We start from the raw sequence: 17,736 nt of genomic DNA, 5'->3' as shown, positions 1-17,736 counted from the left end.
CGTAGTGGCGAGTCGGGGTGTCGTATTCAACGTGGGAAGTGTTGATGGTGATACCACGAGCTTTTTCTTCTGGTGCGTTATCGATCTGGTCGAATGCACGAGCAGAACCACCGTAGGTTTTAGCCAGAACGGTAGTGATTGCAGCAGTCAGGGTAGTTTTACCATGGTCAACGTGGCCGATAGTACCAACGTTGACGTGCGGTTTTGTACGTTCAAATTTTTCTTTAGACACGGCTATATTCCTTACTATAGTGCTCTCCCCTTTGGAGAGAGCACGGGACTTAGGTTTTAATCCTGTGGATTACTTACCACGGGCTTCAATAACGGCCTGAGCAACGTTGTTAGGCGCATCATCATACTTCAGGAATTCCATGGTGTATGATGCACGACCTTTGGTCAGAGAACGCAGCTGAGTTGCATATCCGAACATTTCAGACAGCGGAACTTCAGCGTGGATCTTAACGCCAGTTACTTCGGATTCCTGACCACGCAGCATACCGCGACGACGGCTCAAGTCACCGATAACGTCACCGGTGTTCTCTTCAGGAGTTTCTACTTCAACCTTCATGATTGGCTCAAGCAGAACTGGTTTTGCTTTCTTAAAGCCTTCTTTAAAGGCAATAGACGCAGCCAGTTTAAACGCCAGTTCAGAGGAGTCAACGTCGTGGTAAGAACCGAAGTGCAGACGAATACCCATGTCAACAACCGGATAGCCAGCCAGAGGGCCCGCTTTCAGCTGTTCCTGGATGCCTTTATCAACGGCTGGGATGTATTCGCCAGGAATTACACCACCTTTGATGTCGTTGATGAACTCGTAACCTTTCGGGTTAGAGCCCGGCTCCAGTGGGTACATGTCGATCACAACGTGACCGTACTGACCGCGACCACCAGACTGCTTAGCGTGTTTACCTTCAATGTCGGTAACTTTCGCGCGAATCGCTTCGCGGTAAGCAACCTGAGGTTTACCCACGTTAGCTTCAACGTTGAATTCACGCTTCATACGGTCAACGATGATGTCCAGGTGCAGTTCACCCATACCAGCGATGATGGTCTGGTTAGATTCTTCATCAGTCCATACGCGGAATGATGGGTCTTCTTTCGCCAGACGGCCCAGAGCCAGACCCATTTTTTCCTGGTCAGCTTTGGTTTTTGGTTCAACCGCGATGGAGATTACCGGCTCTGGGAATTCCATACGCTCCAGAATGATCGGGTGATCTGGGTCACACAGGGTGTCACCAGTGGTCACGTCTTTCAGACCGATAGCTGCAGCGATGTCGCCCGCACGAACTTCTTTGATCTCTTCACGTTTGTTAGCGTGCATCTGTACGATACGGCCAAAACGTTCACGCGCCGCTTTCACGGAGTTCAGGATGGTGTCACCGGAGTTAACCACACCAGAGTAAACGCGGAAGAAGGTCAGGTTACCCACGAATGGGTCGGTAGCAATTTTGAACGCCAGTGCAGAGAATGGCTCGTCGTCGCTTGCGTGACGCTCAGCCGGAGTATCTTTACCGTCGTCCAGGATACCGTTGATCGCAGGAACGTCAACCGGGGATGGCAGGTAGTCAACTACCGCATCCAGCATCGCCTGAACACCTTTGTTCTTGAACGCAGAACCACAGGTTACCAGGATGATTTCGTTGTTCAGAACGCGCTGACGCAGAGCTTTTTTGATCTCTTCTTCAGTCAGTTCTTCACCACCCAGGTATTTCTCCATCAGCTCTTCAGAAGCTTCAGCAGCGGATTCGATCAGGTTCTGGTGCCATTCGTCAGCCAGGTCCTGCATTGCAGCTGGGATATCTTCGTATTCGAAGGTAACGCCCTGGTCTGCATCGTTCCAGTTGATGGCTTTCATTTTCACCAGGTCGATAACGCCGGTGAAGCCTTCTTCAGCACCAATTGCCAGCTGCAGCGGAACAGGGTTCGCGCCCAGACGGGTTTTGATCTGACCAACAACTTTCAGGAAGTTAGCACCCATACGGTCCATTTTGTTAACGAACGCGATGCGTGGAACTTTATATTTGTTCGCCTGACGCCATACGGTTTCAGACTGTGGCTGAACACCACCAACTGCGCAATAAACCATTACCGCGCCGTCAAGAACACGCATGGAACGTTCTACTTCGATAGTGAAGTCAACGTGCCCTGGGGTGTCGATGATGTTTACGCGATGCGGTTCGTACTGCTTAGCCATACCTGACCAGAATGCAGTAGTCGCTGCGGAGGTGATAGTGATACCACGCTCCTGCTCCTGTTCCATCCAGTCCATGGTGGCTGCGCCGTCATGAACTTCACCGATTTTGTGGTTTACACCGGTGTAGAACAGAATACGTTCGGTAGTAGTGGTTTTACCGGCGTCGATGTGCGCACTGATACCGATGTTACGGTAGCGTGCGATGGGTGTTGTACGAGCCATTTGATTCCTCGTTTATATCTTTAGGCGTTCAGTTAAGTTACCCAGAGCGGGCGGCTTCTCTGAAGCGCCCGCCTGGTGACTAAGACTCCGAAGGGATTACCAACGGTAGTGTGCGAACGCCTTGTTGGCTTCTGCCATACGGTGAACGTCTTCACGTTTCTTAACTGCAGTACCTTTGTTGTCTGCAGCATCAGAAAGTTCGTTCGCCAGACGCAGAGCCATGGATTTATCACCGCGTTTACGAGCAGCTTCAACGATCCAACGCATTGCCAGAGCATTACGACGAACCGGACGAACTTCAACTGGAACCTGATAAGTAGAACCACCAACGCGGCGGGACTTAACTTCTACGGTTGGGCGAACGTTGTCGAGAGCGACTTCGAAAGCTTCCAGTTCATTTTTACCAGAACGCTGAGCCAGGGTCTCAAGCGCGCTGTATACGATTGCTTCTGCAGTAGATTTTTTACCATCTACCATCAGGATATTTACAAATTTTGCCAGCAGTTCTGATCCGAATTTCGGATCTGGAAGGATTTTACGCTGACCAATGACGCGACGACGTGGCATGGGAATACTCCGTTGTTAATTCAGGATTGTCCAAAACTCAAAGAGTTTAGTGTGACATTAAGATAAATCAGTTTGGCCTTACTTAACGGAGAACCATTAAGCCTTAGGACGCTTCACGCCGTACTTGGAGCGAGCCTGCTTACGGTCTTTAACACCTGAGCAGTCGAGCGCACCACGAACGGTGTGGTAACGAACACCCGGAAGGTCTTTAACACGACCGCCACGGATCAGGATCACGGAGTGCTCCTGCAGGTTGTGACCTTCACCACCGATGTAGGAAGTCACTTCGAAACCGTTAGTCAAACGCACACGGCATACTTTACGCAGTGCGGAGTTTGGTTTTTTAGGAGTGGTGGTATATACACGAGTACATACGCCACGTTTCTGCGGGCAGGCTTCCAGCGCAGGCACGTTGCTTTTCGCAACTTTGCGTGCACGTGGTTTGCGTACCAGCTGGTTAACTGTTGCCATTAAATAGCTCCTGGTTTTAGCTTTTGCTTCGTAAACACGTAATAAAACGACCTCATACAATATGAGGACGCGAAATTTTAGGGCTACGTCGAAAAGGTGTCAAGAAATATACAGCGATCTCAAATCACCAGTTCATTTGACTGGCGTGCGTCACAGTAAGATTGACGAAATCAGTATAGCCAACCACGTCAATTTTGGCTGAAATTTGACCAGAAAGACCCCGCGCATCCAGATCGTCTTTCAGCGCAGAGACGGTTATGGGGGCATTTGTGAGAATTTCAACGAAACGACTGCCTTCCAGTGCGGCAAGCACGCCATCCTGAATGAGCAGCAAATCGTCACCTTCGCGCAACATGCTCAGCAGCGTGTCGATATCACATTGCCACGGTGAATGGCTCAGAGTATGGAGCATGGCAGCCTCAGAAAGTCAGAACGGTATCGTAGTGGGAAAGCTGTTCGCGTAACGCGGCAGAAGACAGGACCGTCGCATCCAGCACGAAAGGCATCTTTTCATTCAAACCGCGCGCGGCCAGGGAGTCGGCACAGAGATAGAACGTTTCGATATCGTAAAGCGGTAAGACCTTGAACGTCGCGATGTAATCACGCGCCAGAATGGCCTGCGGCTGCTGGCCCGCCAGAAGCTGAAACACCCCGTCGCCCAAAAAGAAGACGCCGATATCTTCGGTCAGCGCGGATGTCGCCAGTAACGCATCCAGACCTTCGCGGCCTGAAGCACTACCGTGCGGCGCAGACGTAAAAACAAATGCTACGCGCTTCATCAGAATTGCACCACTCTGTCGCAGGTTAATGCCGCTTGTGCCAGCGCGCCCAGGCCACTCAACGAAAAACCGGGCTGCAGGTTAGAACCCGATAAACCAAGGCGCGCGGCTTCGGTTGCATCGGTCACACCGCGGCGCAGTGCCGCCGCGACGCAGATGTGCAGCTCTACGCCCTGCTTTTCGTTTAATGCCTGCCAGGCGCGAACCAGATCAAACTCGTCGCTCGCCGGGGACGTAAACTGATTCGCGTTATACACCCCTTCCCGATAGAAGAAGACGCTTGCCAGCTCATGTCCGGACGCGAGGAGCGCATGCGCAAACTGCAGCGCGCTGCTGGCCTGCTGAGTCCCGTACGCCGGGCCTGTCACCATTAACGCAAAACGCATTACTTGTCTTGTCCCAGGAAATCACCGCTTTTGAACTGGCGAATATAGAGGTAGACCGTGTGCTTGGAGATGTTCAGACGATCGGCCACCTGGTTGATGGCGTCTTTAATATCAAAAATCCCTTTTTCATAGAGATTGAGCACGATATGGCGATTCTTGGCGTTGTTCGAGACGTTGCGATCGGCATTCACCTCTTCAATCGTAAACTCAAGCGTCTGCGTCACCAGATCCTCAACGGAGGAGGCAAAGTTAACGGAGGAGCCCACATCCGGCGTTTCAGGTGGAACAAAGGTGCTCATGATTTGCGAGAATGGCACATCAAGGTTCATGTTGATGCACAGCAGCCCAATCACACGATGCTCGCGGTTTCGAATCGCAATGGTTTCTGACTTCATCAGCACGCCGCTTTTGGCGCGGGTGAAATAGCATTTGGAGACGCTGCTGTCCGCGCCGGTCATGTCATGCAACATACGCAATGCAAGGTCGGTAATAGGCGAACCAATTTTACGGCCAGTATGCTCACCATTCGCAATACGGATGGCGGAGCACTTCAGATCTTGCAGGGAGTGCAATACGATTTCGCAGTGGGAGCCAATGAGCATCGCTAACCCGTCCACTACCGCTTCGTAGGATTTCAGAATATCGAAGTCGGTCTGATCGAAAGGACGTTGATCCAGCAAATCAAGCTCACTGGTTTCGTTGGTTAAAAGCGACCTGGACATGAAAAAAACACTCCTTTTCAGGAGCCTGTCGTTAGGTTTTCAGGGCAGGCTCATTATCTACACGGACAACTAAATTAATACAGCGTGCCTAACGCTTTCCAGTGTTAATTATATCTGCCCCACAATAAAAAACCGCCGCCTTAAAGGCGGCGGTTTTTTTTCAGCATTACTTCTTAGCAGCAGCGGCTTTATCGTCAGCCGGTGCGTCTGCTTTGGCATCCGCTTTCGGTGCCGGTTTGATGTCCAGCAGCTCTACGTCAAAGACCAGCGTAGAGTTAGCAGGGATCCCCGGAACGCCGGTTTTGCCATAGGCCAGATCCGGTGGGATAACCATCTTGATCTTGCCGCCTTTCTTGATGTTTTTCAGGCCTTCAGTCCAGCCTGGGATCACACCATCCAGACGGAAGGAGAGTGGCTCGCCGCGGGTGTAAGAGTTATCAAACTCTTTACCGTCGATCAGCGTACCTTTGTAATTCACCACAACGGTGTCGCTGTCTTTAGGCGCATCGCCGGTGCCTTCTTTCTCAACTTTGTACACCAGGCCAGTAGAGGAGGTTTTCACACCCTTCTCTTTAGCAAAGGTATCGCGGTAGGCTTTGCCTTTCGCTTCGTTGTCTTTAGCGTCCGCGTCCATCTTGGTCTGCGCGGCACCCTTCACGCGCGCTTCGAACGCCTGCAGAGTCTGTTCAATTTCCTGGTCAGACAGCTTGCTCTTATCTGCAAATGCGTCCTGAACGCCCGCGATCAGCTGAGCTTTATCCAGTTTGATGCCCAGTTTCTCTTGTTCTTTCAGAGAGTTTTCCATGTAACGGCCCAGAGATGCGCCCAGTGCGTAGGCGGATTTCTGGTCGTCATTTTTGAACGCCGCTTTGCTGTCTGCAGTGGCAGCAGGCTTCGCAGCAGTATCAGCAGCGAATGACAGCGGCGCGTTCAGCGCAACAGCCATCGTCGTCGCCAGCAGCGTTACTTTAAACAGTGATTTCATCCATATCTCCAGGGCCTGGGGACTCTCACCCCAGCGTTAAACGTAAATGAGTGATGTACTATAAAACGTTGCAGAAGAAATCTACATACAGACACGTCCAATTGTCGCCACTTTTCAGACTATTTTTGTTTAAATAAGTTTCTTGTCAGGGGATGCGAACTGTACTTAGGGATAAACTCAGTTAAACTGCGCCGCCGCTGGGCCATTATGGCAAATCTGAAATAAACGAGGTGAATGATGAAGGATACAGCATTAGAAGCGAGAATGGCTGAGCTGGAAAGCCGCCTGGCTTTTCAGGACATCACCATCGAAGAGCTGAACCAGACCGTGACCGCCCATGAGCTCGAAATGGCAAAACTGCGGGATCATATGCGCCTGCTGACGGAAAAGCTGAAGGCTACGCAACCGTCAAACATTGCCTCTCAGTCAGAAGAGACGCCACCCCCTCATTATTGAGGCGTAAAAAAAGCGGGAGTTTCCCGCTTTTTTTGTGCCCGGTGGCGCGAAGCTTACCGGGCCTACCTACCAATGGCAGGTATTAGTGACAGCCGCAGCCGCCGTTACCGCAACCACCTTTACCGTGGTCATGACCATGGTCGTGATCGTGGCCGTGACCACCGCAGCAGCCGTCGTGGCCGTGATCGTGGTCATGGTCGTGACCGTGCGCACCGTGAACGTGGCCATGAGCCAGCTCTTCTTCGGTTGCTTCACGGATCGCAACAACTTCTACGTTGAACTTCAGGTTCTGACCGGCCAGCATGTGGTTGCCGTCAACCACAACGTGGTCGTCTTCCACTTCGGTGATCTCAACAGGAACTGGACCCTGGTCAGTTTCAGCCAGGAAGCGCATGCCAACCTGCAGTTCGTCAACGCCCATGAACACGTCTTTCGGAACGCGCTGAACCAGGTTGTCGTCATACTGACCGTAAGCGTCGTTCGCGCCTACAGCAACGTCAAATTTGTCGCCAACTTCATGGCCTTCCAGCGCAGTTTCCAGGCCGGAAATCAGAGAGCCGTGACCATGCAGGTAGTCAAGCGGCGCACTCACCGGAGACTCATCAACCAACACACCGTCTTCTGTACGTACCTGATAGGCCAGGCTGACCACCAGGTCTTTTGCTACTTTCATGATATCTCCTGAGCGTGGGAAAATTGCTGGCGCAGATTGTAGCGGAAATCTGCACCCGTGTACCCTTTAGCTTAAAAAATCTCAGGGCATATCGCTAGTCCGGATGAAAAATGCCGATCACTTGCTCTTCTTTGCGAACGTGATCGCGAGCCTCTTTATCGGCCTCGCGCATCTGGTGACCGCACTTAACACACTCAACAACATCAATATTATTTTCCCGCCACATCGCCAGCGTATCTTGCGCCTGGCAGGACGGGCATTTTGCACCCGCGATAAAGCGTTTACGTACAGCCATCTTTCGTTACCCTTTATTCAAATTCATCCCAGCCGTCAAGCTGGCGCCGTTCCTGTTGCATCTCGCGCTGGAAGATCTCCTCCAGCTCGCGACGCGCTTCCCGCACGCGGGAGATCTGCGCCGTATCGGTATGAACCGGCATCAGCTCGCGCAGCATCCGCATATCCAGCCGACGGAAGTGCATCTGCGCGCGCTGCGCCTGATGCGGATGCATGCCCAGCGAGATCAGCGCCTTGCGCCCCAGTTCCAGGGCACTGGAGAACGTCTCGCGGGAGAAGTGTTTCACACCCGCCTGCAATAATTCGTGAGCTTCAACACGTCCCCGGGCGCGCGCCAGAATTTGCAGATGCGGGAAATGCTGCTGGCACAGATCCACCAGCTTCATCGTGTCTTCCGGATCGTTACAGGTAATCACGATGGACTCGGCCGCTTCTGCCCCAGCCGATCGCAGCAGCTCAAGCTGAGTGGCATCGCCGTAATACACTTTATAGCCATATTTACGCATCAGGTTTACAGCGCTGATATCCCTTTCCAGCACCGTAATGCGCATTTTGTTCGCCATCAGCAGGCGACCAATCACCTGCCCGAAACGGCCAAAGCCCACCACAATCACCTGCGGCTTGTCGTCTTCCACCCACGGGGCTTCATCTTCATCGTCCGTCGAGTTCAGGCGCCGTGAAAGCAGCTTGTCCACCAGCTTCATCAATAGCGGCGTAGTCATCATCGACAGCGTGACCGTCACCAGCAAAAGCGCCATCTGGTCGTCTTTAAACAGCTTCTGGGAGGAGGCGGCGGAGAACAGCACAAACGCGAACTCGCCCCCCTGGCTTAACACGCTGGCAAACTGCATGCGTTCCGAACTGCGCAAGCCGTAAATGCGCGCCATGACGTACAGCACCAGCGTTTTCACCGCCACCAGGACGGCGACACTCACCACCACCCACAGCAGATGGGTATAGAGCACGCCAAGGTTGAGCGCCATACCCACCGAAATAAAGAACAGGCCTAACAGCAGCCCCTTGAAGGGATCGATGGCAATTTCCAGCTCGTGCCGATACTCGCTCTCCGCCAGCAGCACCCCGGCGATAAAGGTCCCGAGCGCCATCGACAGCCCCAGCGCATCCATAAACAGCGCCGATCCCAGCACCAGCAGCAGCGTCGCGGCGGTAAACACCTCGCGCACGCCCGACGCGGCAATAAAGCGAAATACCGGACGTAACAGGAAACGTCCGCCAATCAGCATGCCCGCGAAGGCCAACACCTTCATGGCGATTTTCGCCCAGTCGAAGTGATCGTCGCCGGAGCCCGCCAGCAGCGGCACCAGTGCCAGCGCCGGGATCACCGCTAAATCCTGGAACAGCAGCACCGAAAAGCCCAGCTGACCGGCCTCGTTGCGGTTCATCCCTTTATCGCGCATCAGCTGCAGGGCCATTGCCGTCGACGACATCGCCAGGCCTATCCCGCCAATCACCGCCGCCTGCCATGAAAAGTGGGTCAGCATTAACAGGCCGCCCAGTATCGCGGCGCTGAACAACACCTGCGCGGCGCCCACGCCGAAGATAGAGCGTCGGAGCTGCCACAATTTCGAGGGATTCAGCTCCAGGCCGATGATGAACATCAGGAACACCACGCCCAGCTCGGAGAAATGGAGGATCTCATCCACGTCGCTGATGAATCCCAGTCCCCACGGGCCAATGGCGATGCCCGCCAGCAGATACCCCAGCACCGCCCCGATGCCAATGCGGGCAGCGAGCGGCACCGCGACGACGGCCGCAAATAAAAACAGCACCCCGGCGAGGAGCAAATTCGATCCTTCCATTAACGACCTCCTGCCGGAATCGGTGACGCCAGCCATTCACCATAGGCTCTGGCGTGGCTTGCCAGCTCTTTTGGATCCTGACGTCGGGCCCAGTAGACGATAATCGGGCTCATCCAGTGCATGCGGCACATCGCCGCCGTCAGCTCGAAAGGCCGCAGAATGTCGCTCATCGGATAACGGTTCAGCCCGTCGTGGCGGTAAGCGCTTTCGGGTTCACCGGTCGTAATCACGCTACGCCAGTACTTTCCCGCCAGCTGGTTGCCCCCCACCCCGCTGGAGAAGCCCCGGCTCAGCACGCGGTCCAGCCACTCCTTAAGCAACGCCGGACAGCTGTAGGTATAAAGCGGATGCTGGAACACAATCACGTCATGCTGACGCAGCAGCTCCTGCTCGTGAGGAATATCAATAAAGAAATCAGGATAGTGCGCGTAGAGATCGTGCACCGTGACGTTACTGAGCTGTGTGGCCGGCTTAAGCAGCACCCGGTTTGCCACCGAGTCCTGAGATTCCGGATGGGCATACAGCAGCAGCACTTTTGCTGTCTGAGACATCATTCCCCTCCCGGTGTTGTTTCTGTTTTTGTGTATCGTCGCTGTTTTGGGCTACCATGGCGGCCCGGTGCGGAAAATGGCCCACACCTTACATTATCATAATGACAAATTAACATAGTCGGAACATACGGCGCTTCTATGATTGTTTTCTCCTCGTTACAAATTCGTCGCGGCGTGCGCGTCCTGTTGGATAACGCCACTGCTACCATCAACCCGGGCCAAAAAGTGGGCCTGGTCGGCAAAAACGGCTGCGGTAAGTCCACGCTGCTGGCGCTGCTGAAAAACGAGATTAGCGCGGATGGCGGTAACTTCACCTTCCCCGGGAACTGGCAGCTCGCCTGGGTGAACCAGGAGACGCCAGCCCTGAGCGAACCGGCACTCGACTATGTTATCGACGGCGATCGTGAGTACCGTAAGCTCGAGGCGGAACTTAACGCCGCTAACGAGCGCAACGACGGTCACGCCATCGCCACCGTTCACGGCAAGCTGGACGCCATCGACGCGTGGACCATTCGCTCCCGCGCCTCCAGCCTGCTGCACGGCCTGGGCTTCAGCAATGAACAGCTGGAACGCCCGGTCAGCGACTTCTCCGGCGGCTGGCGTATGCGCCTCAACCTGGCGCAGGCGCTGATCTGCCGCTCTGACCTGCTGCTGCTCGATGAACCGACTAACCACCTCGATCTCGATGCGGTTATTTGGCTGGAGAAGTGGCTCAAGAGCTATCAGGGCACTCTGATTCTGATCTCCCACGACCGGGACTTCCTCGACCCGGTGGTGGATAAAATCATTCATATCGAACAGCAAACGATGTTCGAGTACACCGGCAACTACAGCTCCTTTGAGCGCCAGCGCGCGACGCGTCTTGCCCAGCAGCAGTCGATGTACGAAAGCCAGCAGCAGCGCGTGGCGCACCTGCAGAGCTTTGTGGATCGCTTCAAGGCTAAGGCGTCAAAAGCCAAGCAGGCCCAGAGCCGCATCAAGATGCTGGAGCGCATGGAGATGATCGCCCCGGCGCACGTCGACAACCCGTTCCACTTCAGCTTCCGCGCGCCGGAAAGCCTGCCGAACCCGCTGCTGAAAATGGAGAAGGTGAGCGCAGGTTATAACGACCGCATCATTCTCGACTCCATCAAGCTCAACCTGGTGCCGGGTTCACGTATTGGCCTGCTGGGGCGCAACGGTGCCGGTAAATCGACGCTGATCAAGCTGCTCGCGGGCGAGCTTAACCCGGTCAAGGGTGAAATCGGCCTGGCGAAGGGCATCAAGCTGGGCTACTTCGCCCAGCATCAGCTGGAATTTTTACGCGCGGATGAATCCCCAATTCAGCACCTCGCGCGCCTGGCACCGCAGGAGATGGAGCAGAAGCTGCGCGACTATCTCGGCGGCTTCGGCTTCCAGGGCGATAAGGTCACTGAGAATACCGAGCGCTTCTCCGGCGGCGAAAAAGCCCGTCTGGTGCTGGCGCTGATCGTCTGGCAGCGCCCGAACCTGCTGCTGCTCGATGAACCGACCAACCACCTGGACCTCGATATGCGTCAGGCGCTGACCGAAGCGCTGATCGAGTTCGAAGGCGCGCTGGTGGTGGTGTCGCACGATCGTCACCTGATCCGCTCCACCACGGACGATCTCTACCTGGTGCACGACGGCAAAGTCGAACCGTTCGACGGCGATCTGGAAGACTACCAGCAGTGGCTGACGGACGTGCAGAAGCAGGAGAACCAGCCGGAGGAGTCTGCGAAAGAGAACGCCAACAGCGCGCAGGCGCGTAAGGATCAGAAGCGTCGCGAAGCGGAGCTGCGCACCCAGACGCAGCCGCTGCGTAAAGAGATTGCCCGTCTCGAAAAAGAGATGGAAAAGCTCAACGCCACGCTTGCCGCCGTTGAAGAGAAGCTCGGCGACAGCGGTCTGTATGACCAGAGCCGTAAAGCGGAACTCACGGACTGCCTGCAAACCCAGGCGAAGACCAAATCCAGTCTCGAAGAGTGCGAAATGGCGTGGCTGGATGCGCAGGAACAGCTGGAAGCCATGCTGCAGGCCGACTAACACGCCGGGAGGGCTATGCATTTCGATACCACGAGCGAGATTACGTTCCGCAAGCTCAGCATCTTCATGACGTTTATGGAGAAGGGGAATATCGCGCGCACCGCCGAAACGCTGGGCCTGAGCGGCGTCAGCGTGCACCGCGCGCTGCACACGCTGGAAGAGAACGTGCGCTGCCCGCTCTTTACCCACAAGGGGCGCAACCTGATTGCGCTTCCCTCTGCCTGGACGCTGCTGGAGTATTGCCAGGAGGTGATGCAGGTAATGGAGCGCGGGCTTGATGAAGCGCGCAAAATTGCCGGCATCGGCCAGGGCCGGCTGCGGGTGGGGACGCTCTACTCGCTCACCCTGGAAACCGTCCCGCGCCTGATTATGGGCATGAAGCTGCGCCGTCCGGATCTGGAAATGGACCTGACGATGGGATCTAACGAAACGTTACTCCACATGCTGGATGACGGGTCGCTGGATGCCATATTGATCTCCATCTCCGAAAGCGATATCGACCGCAACACCCTTGAGGTTCTTCCCCTTTTCCACGACGACATTTTCCTTGCCGCCCCGGCTTCCGCCACGCTGAACACCAGCGGGCCTGCGGATCTGCGGGACTACAAGGATCAGAAGTTTGTCTCGCTGGCGGAAGGGTTTGCCACCTACGCGGGCTTTCAGGAAGCGTTTCATATCGCCGGGTTCGAGCCGGAGATCGTTACGCGCGTGAACGACATTTTCTCGATGCTGAGCCTGGTGCAGGCGGGAGTCGGCTTTACGCTGATGCCGGGCAGGATGAAGAAGGTGTATGAGAATTCGGTGCAGCTATTGAAGCTGGCGGAGCCGTACCAGATGCAGCAGCTGATTGCGATTGTCTTCGCCCGCAACCGCGAGCAGGATCCGAGCCTGCGCGCGCTCGCCGCCGAAGGGCGGATGTATGCACGAAGCTTGCAGGATAGTGCGTGATGCCTTGCCGGGTGGCGCTGCGCTTACCCGGCCTACAAAACTACAATTCGGGAGTAGGCCGGGTAAGGCGAAGCCGCCACCCGGTAAAAAACTCACGCACGAAGCCGACCCGCCAGATGCACCGCCACGTCAACGCCGCTGCGCTCCAGTGCAATCGTCTCGCCTTCCCACGCCGCCTGTCGCGTTAAGCAGGTCAGCACGCCGCCGGGCGGCATCTCGATTGCCAGCCGGGCTTCACGTTCGTTGGCGGAAATCATCGCCTCCTGCCAGCGCACCGTGCGCGCCATATTCATCGCCAGATCGTCGGCAATTTTTTCCGGCTGCCACAGCACCCGCCCGGTGCTGCCGCTCAGATACGCGCAGCGCGGGCGTGAAAGCGCGACCGCTTCAAACGCCGCCGCCAGCCTCTGCGCTGGTTCGGCCAGCAGCGCGCAGTGCGACGGTACGCTGACCGCCAGCCGTTTAGCCTTGCTCGCCCCTTTTGCCAGCGCGCGTGCCGCCGCCTGCGCCATCCCGTCATCGCTTCCGGCAATCACGATCTGCGTTTCGGCATTCAGGTTGGCAATATACGTTCCCGTGCCGTCGATAAGCGTTTCCACCTGCGGCAACGTCAGGCCCATAATCGCCGTCAAACCATAGCCGTGCGGGTACGCCTGTTCCATCAGATCGCCGCGCAGGGCCACCAGCTTCAGCGCGTCGGTAAAGTCCAGCGCGCCCGCGATGACCGCCGCAGGATAAGCGCCGATTGAAAGCCCGCTCACAATGTCCGGCGTCACGCCGCGCCGTTCGAGCTCGCGCGCCCAGGCTACGCCAGAAATCAGCAGACACAGCTGAACCGCGCGGGTATGAGCGAGTGAGGCCGCACTATCGAGCGTATCGACTTCGCTGCCCAGCACCTCGCGTGCCTCCGCCAGCGTCGTTCCCGGCAGGTTTTGCAGCATGCCTTCATGCTGCGTGCCCTGCCCCGGAAAGGTAAACAGTATTTTCATCACTCCTCCCTGCGCCACGGATCGGCCACCAGGCGCGGTCCGCGGCTCGTTTTCAGCAGCGTTTTACCGTCGCGCAGCCACTCTGCCAGCGCGAAGCCGCCGTCGGGCGTATCCACCTGCGTATCCGCCCGGCACAAGGCGCGGTCGAGCTGCGTCTGCCATGCGGTAAATGCGTCAGGGGAAATCGGCCGCGGGGCGCGGATCAGCAGGTCGAGATCGCTGTCGGCGTGAATGACCGGAATGCCGGTCGCCAGCGCGTAGCCGGTGCTGCCGGTAATGCCCCACGTCCACGGCCACGCCTGCTGAGAAAGCTGAAGCGCCACCTTAACCGGTGGCTGGGTGACAAACGGCGAACGCAGCAGGTCCGCCGTTACGCTCAGTGATTCGGGTGACACCACGCGCAGCACGTTTTCCGGCTTCACCCATCCGGCCGCCCGCTGGTCGCGACGTAAACCGCGCACGCCAACGGGAATACGGCCTTCACTGTCAACATCACGCCGCACCACGACCGGCAGGCCGGTATGCCAGGCCGCCTCAACCCAGGAGTCGGTAATGCCTTCCAGCGCGTCGCGTGCGGTGAGCCAGATGAGGTCGTGCGGGCGCAATGTTGTGGTCATAATTACATTCCTGAAGTCAGCGAGATAAACAGCGGCAGCGACAGGATACACAGTACGGAGCTTAACAGCAGCACGGCCTCTGCATCCGGCGACTGCACGCCAAAGCGGTTACCGAACACCACGCCGAAGAAGCCCGCAGAGAGCGCAATCATCAGGATAGCGGTGATCGCCACGGAGCCGTGCAGACCGAAGATCAGCACGATACCCCAGGCAATCGCGGGCTGAATCAGCAGCTTGGCAATAGTTGACGTAATCACCATGGTGTTAATCTGCAGCTTGCGGGCAGAGAGGATCACCCCGGTCAGGAACAGCGCCGCCGCGGTCGCGGAGAGCCCCAGCGGTTTAATCGCCGCCAGCACCAGTTCCGGCATTTTGATACCGATGGCGGACAAAATCACACCCAGCAGCGGACCCATCACAATCGGTTTTTTAATTGAACGCCACATCAGCACCGGCAGCATGGAGAGCGTTGAGCCGGAGCTATTCCCCTCAGCGCGCGCTTTTTCACGTTCAAGAATCAGCAGGCAGAACGGGGTCATCAGCACCGAACCGCAGGCGATGGAAACGGCCACGGAGAGCGAGGTAGACGAGCTTTCCCCGAGCACGCTGCCCAGAATCGGCAGGCCGAGCGCCGCATAGTTTGGCAGGGCGACGGTCAGCGTCAGCACGGCCGCATCCTGCGGGGATTTCTTAAAGACGCTGGTCGCGAGGAAGTAGATGACCGCATAGGTGATCCACATCGCCAGGGTCAGCACCAGAATCAGCGGCGACTGGGCCACGATGCCGGTCCACGGCGTTTGCACGGTGGCGCTAAACAGCGCGGCGGGAAGGGCGAAATCCATCACGAAGATATTCAGCAGGGAAACGTTTTTGTTATCGACCATCTTTGCCTTGCCGGCCCAGAAACCCAGCAGCATGATGACGAAAATCGGTGCAAGAGCATGAACAATTACGTAAGTCATAAATCACCTGTAGTAAAAAAAGTTTTAGCACTGGTGCGATGTTTATTATTTTTCAGGATGCAGGCCCCCGCGCGGGCGCGGCGAACGCGCCCACGGGGTTATGCATCTGGCAGGTCTCTTTTTTACTTACCAGCTGGCTCGCATACGTTCGCGGACGAGCGCAGAGCTGCGGCGGTTGTCAGCACCCAGACGATTCTTCAGCGTGGTGTCCTGACGAGCGTCACTGATGGCCTGTTGCAGGGTCGCTTTCACCTGCGCCAGATCGTTTTCGGATGGGGCATCCGGGTTGCTGATGTCCAGCAGGTTTGAAAGCAGCCCCAGGGTGGCGTAGTTGCTGATGTCGTACGCCATGGGCGGAATGGTGGCCGCCAGTTTTTCCAGCGCGTCGACGGTACGCAGCGTAATGCGCGCCGCAGACTCTTTGCCCATCGCGTGGATCAGCACGCCCTTATCGTTGAAGGCAATCAGGCGGTTGGCCTGGTAGCCGTGCGCCAGAAACGCGCCGGACATCGCCTTGCCGACGATAAGCCCAATCACCGGGTGACCGGCCAGGCGTGCATTCGCATAGGCTGCTGCCGCACCGGCCAGCGCCTGATGAATACCAAACGCCTCTTCGCGACGACCATAGGCCTGGCTAGGGACGTCGATCACCGCCACAATCGGACGCTTCACGGACTTATTGGCATCCTCGGCCACGGTTTCGCTCACCACTTTCGCCAGGGTCCAGCCTTCCAGCAGACCGACTTCCCCTTTCGCCGCGCGCGGGAAGTGGTTGTTGGCGTCCGGCACCACGGCGATAAAGCGCACCGCTTCGCCGTTCAGCTCACCGTCTGCCGCCTGCACGGACGGGCACAGTCCTTCCACACGTTTGGCATTTGGGGCGAGGGTTTCCAGCCAGAGTTCGCCACGGCTTTTTGAATTACTCATCATTTCACCTCCCGGGCAAAAAGCGCGTTAATCTGTTCGGCATCGGCCTGCTTGCGGGTGTCGAAATTCGTCAGACGGGTCAGGTAATCGTCGTAGTTGTCGGTGCGGTGTTTCGCGGGGACGCCTTTGGCAATCGCGTCGTTCATCGCCGCTTTCACCGCGTTCACGCCGTCACCCACCAGGGCATCCACCAGCCCGCTTTGGTAGCGCACTTCGCCCCCGGTCATGCTCCAGATAAACGGACGGTCGCGGGAGTCGTACTCCTCAATGCCTGCCTCCTGCTCAATAACCTGCGGGCCATTGAGGCCGAGGCGCGCTTCGCGGGTGACAATCAGGTAGCTGCACAGCGCTGCCGCAATGGACATCCCGCCGAAGCAGCCCACGGTTCCCGCCACAATCCCGATGACCGGCGTATAGCGACGCAGGTCAACAATCGCCGCGTGGATGTCGGCAATCGCCGCCAGGCCAAGGTTCGCTTCCTGCAGGCGCACGCCGCCGGTTTCAAGACAAAGCACCGCCTGAGTCGGAATGCCGTTGCGGTTATCTTCCGCCGCCAGCTCCAGCGCCGCCGCCATTTTGGCACCGGACACCTCGCCCATGCTGCCGCCCTGGAACGCCCCTTCAATCGCCACGACGACGGCTGGCTTGCCGTTGAGGGTGCCTTTCGCCACCACCATGCCGTCGTCCGCCTGCGGCACAATGCCCTGCGGCCCAAGCCACGGCGAGATAATGCCTTCAAACGGATCCAGCAGTTCCCGGTAGCTGCCCTGGTCGAGCAGGGCCTGCGCGCGCTGGCGCGCTTTCAGTTCGATAAAGCTGCTGTCATCACGCATGGCTCACCCCCTCAAAAACCTGTTCGATACGAATGCGCGCCACGCCCGGCGTCGCGCCGAAGTCGTGGATGGTCAGTTTGCCTGAGGGCAGGCTGCTGACGGTTTGCAGGCGGTTGAACAGCGCCTCCCAGCGCCCCCGGCTGTTGTCAACGGAGGTGGTGATATCAATGGTTAACGTCTGGCCCGGTTCGGCGGTGAAGAGCACCTCCATATCCCCGGAGCCGACGACGCCTGCCAGCGCTCTGCCGCTTAACGCGCGGCTGGCTGGCACGGTCAATGTGATTTTTTCCATAACAT

The 17,736-nt window shown here is 56.8% G+C and carries 22 protein-coding genes; 3 read left to right on the top strand and 19 right to left on the bottom strand.

All coding sequences use genetic code 11. The features are described 5' to 3' along the window. The 9 genes from ACJBF3_RS14850 to fkpA all read right to left on the bottom strand — a co-directional run. The coding region (locus ACJBF3_RS14850; RefSeq protein WP_032439543.1) for a GTP-binding protein at positions 1–232 on the bottom strand (232 nt) is incomplete at its 3' end. Between the two features lie 69 nt (positions 233–301). Next, positions 302–2,416: an elongation factor G gene (gene fusA, locus ACJBF3_RS14845; protein ID WP_045330523.1), complete on the bottom strand. Its 2,115-nt coding sequence runs from the start codon at positions 2,414–2,416 to the stop codon at positions 302–304. A 96-nt stretch (positions 2,417–2,512) separates the two neighbouring features. Then, on the bottom strand, positions 2,513–2,983 hold the full coding sequence (rpsG, locus tag ACJBF3_RS14840; protein ID WP_004106370.1) for a 30S ribosomal protein S7: 471 nt from the start codon (positions 2,981–2,983) through the stop codon (positions 2,513–2,515). 96 nt (positions 2,984–3,079) lie between these two features. Further along, a complete protein-coding gene (gene rpsL, locus ACJBF3_RS14835) occupies positions 3,080–3,454 on the bottom strand; it encodes a 30S ribosomal protein S12 (protein ID WP_000246815.1) in 375 nt (124 codons plus the stop codon). A gap of 124 nt (positions 3,455–3,578) precedes the next feature. Beyond that, positions 3,579–3,866 (bottom strand): sulfurtransferase complex subunit TusB, encoded by a 288-nt coding sequence (gene tusB, locus ACJBF3_RS14830; protein ID WP_045330521.1) that lies wholly within the window; start codon positions 3,864–3,866, stop codon positions 3,579–3,581. Positions 3,867–3,873: 7 nt separating this feature from the next. Beyond that, entirely contained in the window at positions 3,874–4,233 is a 360-nt protein-coding gene (gene tusC, locus ACJBF3_RS14825) for a sulfurtransferase complex subunit TusC (protein WP_045330520.1), read from the bottom strand. Continuing rightward, positions 4,233–4,619 carry a sulfurtransferase complex subunit TusD gene (gene tusD / locus ACJBF3_RS14820; protein WP_045330519.1) on the bottom strand — a complete coding sequence of 129 codons (387 nt, stop codon included), beginning with the start codon at positions 4,617–4,619 and terminating at the stop codon, positions 4,233–4,235. Before tusD ends, tusC begins: the two co-directional genes overlap by 1 nt. After that, entirely contained in the window at positions 4,619–5,341 is a 723-nt protein-coding gene (locus ACJBF3_RS14815; RefSeq protein WP_406545223.1) for a transcriptional regulator, read from the bottom strand. Before ACJBF3_RS14815 ends, tusD begins: the two co-directional genes overlap by 1 nt. Positions 5,342–5,507: 166 nt before the next feature. After that, on the bottom strand, positions 5,508–6,326 hold the full coding sequence (fkpA, locus tag ACJBF3_RS14810) for an FKBP-type peptidyl-prolyl cis-trans isomerase (RefSeq protein ID WP_023309460.1): 819 nt from the start codon (positions 6,324–6,326) through the stop codon (positions 5,508–5,510). A gap of 237 nt (positions 6,327–6,563) precedes the next feature. Between fkpA and ACJBF3_RS14805 the strand changes: the two genes are divergently transcribed. Further along, the gene (locus ACJBF3_RS14805) at positions 6,564–6,782 is read left to right on the top strand and encodes a protein SlyX (RefSeq protein WP_024907948.1); all 219 of its coding nucleotides are present in this window, start codon (positions 6,564–6,566) and stop codon (positions 6,780–6,782) included. 82 nt (positions 6,783–6,864) lie between these two features. On the opposite strand, the gene slyD is transcribed toward ACJBF3_RS14805, so the two are convergent. The 4 genes from slyD to kefG form a co-directional block, all read right to left on the bottom strand. Further along, positions 6,865–7,455: a peptidylprolyl isomerase gene (gene slyD / locus ACJBF3_RS14800; RefSeq protein ID WP_014885491.1), complete on the bottom strand. Its 591-nt coding sequence runs from the start codon at positions 7,453–7,455 to the stop codon at positions 6,865–6,867. 94 nt (positions 7,456–7,549) lie between these two features. After that, positions 7,550–7,750, bottom strand: coding sequence for a YheV family putative zinc ribbon protein (locus ACJBF3_RS14795; RefSeq protein ID WP_013099038.1), 201 nt, complete (start codon positions 7,748–7,750; stop codon positions 7,550–7,552). 13 nt (positions 7,751–7,763) lie between these two features. Then, positions 7,764–9,569, bottom strand: coding sequence for a glutathione-regulated potassium-efflux system protein KefB (gene kefB / locus ACJBF3_RS14790; protein ID WP_045330515.1), 1,806 nt, complete (start codon positions 9,567–9,569; stop codon positions 7,764–7,766). Then, positions 9,569–10,123, bottom strand: coding sequence for a glutathione-regulated potassium-efflux system ancillary protein KefG (gene kefG / locus ACJBF3_RS14785; RefSeq protein WP_045330513.1), 555 nt, complete (start codon positions 10,121–10,123; stop codon positions 9,569–9,571). The genes kefB and kefG overlap by 1 nt, the downstream gene beginning before the upstream one ends. A gap of 135 nt (positions 10,124–10,258) precedes the next feature. Here kefG and ACJBF3_RS14780 point away from each other — a divergent pair, with 135 nt between their 5' ends. Both ACJBF3_RS14780 and ACJBF3_RS14775 read left to right on the top strand, forming a co-directional pair. Then, the gene (locus ACJBF3_RS14780) at positions 10,259–12,163 is read left to right on the top strand and encodes an ABC transporter ATP-binding protein (protein ID WP_045330512.1); all 1,905 of its coding nucleotides are present in this window, start codon (positions 10,259–10,261) and stop codon (positions 12,161–12,163) included. Positions 12,164–12,178: 15 nt separating this feature from the next. After that, entirely contained in the window at positions 12,179–13,111 is a 933-nt protein-coding gene (locus tag ACJBF3_RS14775; RefSeq protein WP_045330511.1) for a LysR substrate-binding domain-containing protein, read from the top strand. A gap of 92 nt (positions 13,112–13,203) precedes the next feature. Here the strand turns inward: ACJBF3_RS14775 and mdcH are convergent, their stop codons facing one another. From mdcH to mdcC, 6 genes are all read right to left on the bottom strand, one after another. Next, entirely contained in the window at positions 13,204–14,100 is an 897-nt protein-coding gene (mdcH, locus tag ACJBF3_RS14770; protein WP_045330510.1) for a malonate decarboxylase subunit epsilon, read from the bottom strand. Continuing rightward, positions 14,100–14,717 carry a malonate decarboxylase holo-ACP synthase gene (locus ACJBF3_RS14765; protein WP_045330509.1) on the bottom strand — a complete coding sequence of 206 codons (618 nt, stop codon included), beginning with the start codon at positions 14,715–14,717 and terminating at the stop codon, positions 14,100–14,102. The genes mdcH and ACJBF3_RS14765 overlap by 1 nt, the downstream gene beginning before the upstream one ends. Positions 14,718–14,719: 2 nt before the next feature. Then, the gene (locus tag ACJBF3_RS14760; protein ID WP_045330508.1) at positions 14,720–15,679 is read right to left on the bottom strand and encodes an AEC family transporter; all 960 of its coding nucleotides are present in this window, start codon (positions 15,677–15,679) and stop codon (positions 14,720–14,722) included. A gap of 126 nt (positions 15,680–15,805) precedes the next feature. After that, positions 15,806–16,606, bottom strand: coding sequence for a biotin-independent malonate decarboxylase subunit gamma (gene mdcE, locus ACJBF3_RS14755; RefSeq protein WP_045330506.1), 801 nt, complete (start codon positions 16,604–16,606; stop codon positions 15,806–15,808). After that, positions 16,606–17,439, bottom strand: a complete 834-nt coding sequence (locus ACJBF3_RS14750; RefSeq protein ID WP_045330505.1) for a biotin-independent malonate decarboxylase subunit beta — start codon at positions 17,437–17,439, stop codon at positions 16,606–16,608. Before ACJBF3_RS14750 ends, mdcE begins: the two co-directional genes overlap by 1 nt. Further along, the gene (gene mdcC / locus ACJBF3_RS14745; protein WP_045330503.1) at positions 17,432–17,731 is read right to left on the bottom strand and encodes a malonate decarboxylase acyl carrier protein; all 300 of its coding nucleotides are present in this window, start codon (positions 17,729–17,731) and stop codon (positions 17,432–17,434) included. The genes ACJBF3_RS14750 and mdcC overlap by 8 nt, the downstream gene beginning before the upstream one ends. Positions 17,732–17,736: the final 5 nt, after the last annotated feature.

This window comes from Enterobacter sp. PP-008-ECC_S150 (assembly GCF_045257065.1).
Lineage (GTDB): Bacteria > Pseudomonadota > Gammaproteobacteria > Enterobacterales > Enterobacteriaceae > Enterobacter > Enterobacter chengduensis.
This window is presented reverse-complemented; position numbering and strand designations above follow the sequence as displayed.

What these genes read in the sequence shown, in the direction of transcription:
- fusA (WP_045330523.1), bottom strand. Translation starts at nt 2,416, where the DNA reads ATGGCTCGTACAACACCCATCGCACGCTACCGTAACATCGGTATCAGT.
- rpsG (WP_004106370.1), bottom strand. Translation starts at nt 2,983, where the DNA reads ATGCCACGTCGTCGCGTCATTGGTCAGCGTAAAATCCTTCCAGATCCG.
- rpsL (WP_000246815.1), bottom strand. Translation starts at nt 3,454, where the DNA reads ATGGCAACAGTTAACCAGCTGGTACGCAAACCACGTGCACGCAAAGTT.
- tusB (WP_045330521.1), bottom strand. Translation starts at nt 3,866, where the DNA reads ATGCTCCATACTCTGAGCCATTCACCGTGGCAATGTGATATCGACACG.
- tusC (WP_045330520.1), bottom strand. Translation starts at nt 4,233, where the DNA reads ATGAAGCGCGTAGCATTTGTTTTTACGTCTGCGCCGCACGGTAGTGCT.
- tusD (WP_045330519.1), bottom strand. Translation starts at nt 4,619, where the DNA reads ATGCGTTTTGCGTTAATGGTGACAGGCCCGGCGTACGGGACTCAGCAG.
- ACJBF3_RS14815 (WP_406545223.1), bottom strand. Translation starts at nt 5,341, where the DNA reads ATGTCCAGGTCGCTTTTAACCAACGAAACCAGTGAGCTTGATTTGCTG.
- fkpA (WP_023309460.1), bottom strand. Translation starts at nt 6,326, where the DNA reads ATGAAATCACTGTTTAAAGTAACGCTGCTGGCGACGACGATGGCTGTT.
- ACJBF3_RS14805 (WP_024907948.1), top strand. Translation starts at nt 6,564, where the DNA reads ATGAAGGATACAGCATTAGAAGCGAGAATGGCTGAGCTGGAAAGCCGC.
- slyD (WP_014885491.1), bottom strand. Translation starts at nt 7,455, where the DNA reads ATGAAAGTAGCAAAAGACCTGGTGGTCAGCCTGGCCTATCAGGTACGT.
- ACJBF3_RS14795 (WP_013099038.1), bottom strand. Translation starts at nt 7,750, where the DNA reads ATGGCTGTACGTAAACGCTTTATCGCGGGTGCAAAATGCCCGTCCTGC.
- kefB (WP_045330515.1), bottom strand. Translation starts at nt 9,569, where the DNA reads ATGGAAGGATCGAATTTGCTCCTCGCCGGGGTGCTGTTTTTATTTGCG.
- kefG (WP_045330513.1), bottom strand. Translation starts at nt 10,123, where the DNA reads ATGATGTCTCAGACAGCAAAAGTGCTGCTGCTGTATGCCCATCCGGAA.
- ACJBF3_RS14780 (WP_045330512.1), top strand. Translation starts at nt 10,259, where the DNA reads ATGATTGTTTTCTCCTCGTTACAAATTCGTCGCGGCGTGCGCGTCCTG.
- ACJBF3_RS14775 (WP_045330511.1), top strand. Translation starts at nt 12,179, where the DNA reads ATGCATTTCGATACCACGAGCGAGATTACGTTCCGCAAGCTCAGCATC.
- mdcH (WP_045330510.1), bottom strand. Translation starts at nt 14,100, where the DNA reads ATGAAAATACTGTTTACCTTTCCGGGGCAGGGCACGCAGCATGAAGGC.
- ACJBF3_RS14765 (WP_045330509.1), bottom strand. Translation starts at nt 14,717, where the DNA reads ATGACCACAACATTGCGCCCGCACGACCTCATCTGGCTCACCGCACGC.
- ACJBF3_RS14760 (WP_045330508.1), bottom strand. Translation starts at nt 15,679, where the DNA reads ATGACTTACGTAATTGTTCATGCTCTTGCACCGATTTTCGTCATCATG.
- mdcE (WP_045330506.1), bottom strand. Translation starts at nt 16,606, where the DNA reads ATGAGTAATTCAAAAAGCCGTGGCGAACTCTGGCTGGAAACCCTCGCC.
- ACJBF3_RS14750 (WP_045330505.1), bottom strand. Translation starts at nt 17,439, where the DNA reads ATGCGTGATGACAGCAGCTTTATCGAACTGAAAGCGCGCCAGCGCGCG.
- mdcC (WP_045330503.1), bottom strand. Translation starts at nt 17,731, where the DNA reads ATGGAAAAAATCACATTGACCGTGCCAGCCAGCCGCGCGTTAAGCGGC.